The sequence below is a fragment of the Streptomyces sp. iso_384 genome (assembly GCF_056172905.1).
In genome coordinates, this window is the sequence record NZ_JBWBTT010000018.1 from 1 (window position 1) to 2,478 (window position 2,478).

Genomic DNA, 2,478 nt, shown 5'->3' on the forward strand with positions numbered 1-2,478 from the left:
TGCGCTGTTGGCAATGAGGGTTACGGATCGGTAGCGGGCTGGCTGCGATGGCGCGGGGGCGGGTCGGGGGGCAGGTTCGTTGCTTGGTAGCAGCGGTCGCTCCGACAGGTCGGGACCCGTGTCCGTGCAGCGGAGCGCCGCGCCGATCCTCTCTGCAGTGGAGACTCGAATGACGAAGAAGACCGCCTGTGCGCTTGCCGCACTGGCTGCTCTGGCCCCCGCGGTGGCTCTTGCCCCGGCGGCGGTGGCCGATGACTCCTCCAGCGGTGATCACGCGATCACGCTGCACGCGACGCTGAACCCGTTCAAAGTCAACAAGGTGACCGGGTCGGGCACCGCCAGGGTGCACCTGGAGGGCAACAAGGCCCACGTGGTGGTCAAGCACAGCGGCCTGCTGGCCGGCGCCCCGCACGCCCAGCACTTCCACATCAACGCCAAGGGCGTCTGCCCGCCCGAAACCGCCGCCAAGACGCGCAACGGCAAGACGTTCCTCAACACCACCGACGGCGCCCCCTTCTACGGCGGAATCGGCACCTCGCTGACAACCACCGGCGACACCAGCCCCAGCTCCGGGCTGGCCGTGGACCGCTTCCCTGTCGGTGACAAGGTCCACTACGAGCGCACCATCACCCTCAGCGACGAGGCCGCCAAGAGCCTGCGCGAGGGCACCGGCGTCGTCGTCGTCCACGGCATCGACTTCAACGGCAACGGCAAGTACGACGACAATCTCGGCCCCAGCGACCTCGACCCCAAGCTGCCCTCCGAGGCCACCAACCCCGCCCTGTGCGGCCCGCTGAAGATGGCAGCCAAGGGCGCCGTCCAAGGCGGCCAGGGCGGAACCCAGGAGACCATCAACACCGCCGCAGCCGCTGGTGGCGCCACCCTCCTCGTCGGGGCCGTGGCCGCGTACGGGCTGCGCCGCCGCAGCGCCAGCCAGAGCTGACCCGACTGGTATGGCGTTTCACTGCTTCAGGGGCCGTCGCGGTGCCTACACCGCGACGGCCACCGCATGCGCCACCGCGGGGCTGAGCCTGCTGGCCGCCGCATACCTGCCCCACCAGCAGCCGCCACCCGCTCCGCCGTCGTCGGCCCGTGCCCAGGTCCAGCCGCCCACGGCCCCAACCGGCCCCGGCCGGCAGGCTCCCGTGCTGCCCGTCTCCGAGCCGGTCCGGATCACGGCCAGGAGCATCGGCCTGGCCGCGCCCGTGGAGGCGGTCGGCACCGCGAAGGACGGCTCAGTTGCCCTGCCGGCCGACCCCGGCCGGGCCGGCTGGTACACCGGCTCCCCCACACCCGGTGAAAGGGGCAACGCGATCCTGGCGGCCCATCTGGATTCCACCAGCGGCCCCGCCGCCTTCTACAGCCTGGGCGCCCTACGCCAGGGCGACCGCATCACCGTCGAGCGCGAAGACGGCCGCGACGCGCACTTCACCGTCACCGCCATGCACGTCTATGCCAAGAGCTCCGTGCCTTCCGAGACGGTCTACGGCCCCACCGCCCACCCGCAGCTGACTCTCATCACCTGCGCCGACTGGGACAGGGCAGCGAAGGAGTACCGAGCCAACCTGGTCATCACCGCCCACCCCACGACAGGCAACAATGCCGCGTCCTCAGCGGTCGCCACCCGCACCGGAGCCGAGAGACGGCATGAAGGCCCGCGCTGACGCACGAGGTTGACGATGACGTGGCCACCTCGGTGAGTGAGTATTTCGTTTCGACAGGTGGTGACTCTGACACCGCGAGCCGGTCGGCAAGCGCATCAAGGCGGCCGTCGTCCTGGCAGACGACCCGGGCGGGGCACCGGCCGGCCGCCAGGTGATGTGATCAGACGGCCAGGCCCAGGCCGTCGGCCGGCTTCTTGCTCACCGGGCGGGTCAGACGGCGGGTCATCAAGGTGACCGCCGCCCAGGTGATCAGAGTCTCGGAATGTTGGACGAGGCGCTCGTAGTCCCGGGCATGGCGGCGGGCGTTCATCATCCAGGCCAGGCTTCGTTCGACGACCCAGCGGCGGGGCAGCACGATGAAGCCTGAGGTGTCCTTGGGGCGGCTGACGGTCTTGATCGTCAGGCTGAGGTACTTCTTTGCCCAGGTCACGAGCTTGCCCGCATAGGCTCGGTCGGCCCAGACGATGGTGATCTCGGGGTGCATCAGGCGGAGGCGGAAGAGGACTTCCTTCGCCGCGGCGGAGTCGTGCAGGTCGGCGGGGGTGACCATCACGAACAGCGGCAGGCCGCGGGTATCCACCACGAGATGCCGCTTGCGGCCGTTGATCTTTTTGCCCGCATCGTATCCGCGGCTGTCCTTGCCGACGGTCGAGGCCGCTTTCACGGACTGGGAGTCGATGATGGTGGCGACCGCCCGGAGTCCTTTGCCCATGTCCCGGCGGATCCGCCCAGCGAGGTGGTCGCGAAGCTGGCCGACGATGCCGGCCGCCGCCCAGCGGGCCATGAACCCCCAGACCGTGCGCCAGGGCGGAAA

General features: G+C 69.9%; 2 protein-coding genes and 1 pseudogene. 2 read left to right on the forward strand and 1 reads right to left on the reverse strand.

What is annotated here, in order from left to right; genetic code table 11:
• The first annotated feature begins 169 nt into the window (after positions 1-169).
• Both AC0VY3_RS37310 and AC0VY3_RS37315 read left to right on the forward strand, forming a co-directional pair.
• Positions 170-943 carry a hypothetical protein gene (locus tag AC0VY3_RS37310; protein ID WP_475551954.1) on the forward strand — a complete coding sequence of 258 codons (774 nt, stop codon included), beginning with the start codon at positions 170-172 and terminating at the stop codon, positions 941-943.
• 10 nt (positions 944-953) lie between these two features.
• Positions 954-1,664: a class F sortase gene (locus tag AC0VY3_RS37315; RefSeq protein WP_383855484.1), complete on the forward strand. Its 711-nt coding sequence runs from the start codon at positions 954-956 to the stop codon at positions 1,662-1,664.
• A 187-nt stretch (positions 1,665-1,851) separates the two neighbouring features.
• Here AC0VY3_RS37315 and AC0VY3_RS37320 read toward each other — a convergent pair.
• Positions 1,852-2,478: pseudogene (locus AC0VY3_RS37320) on the reverse strand (IS5 family transposase); the annotation flags it as partial.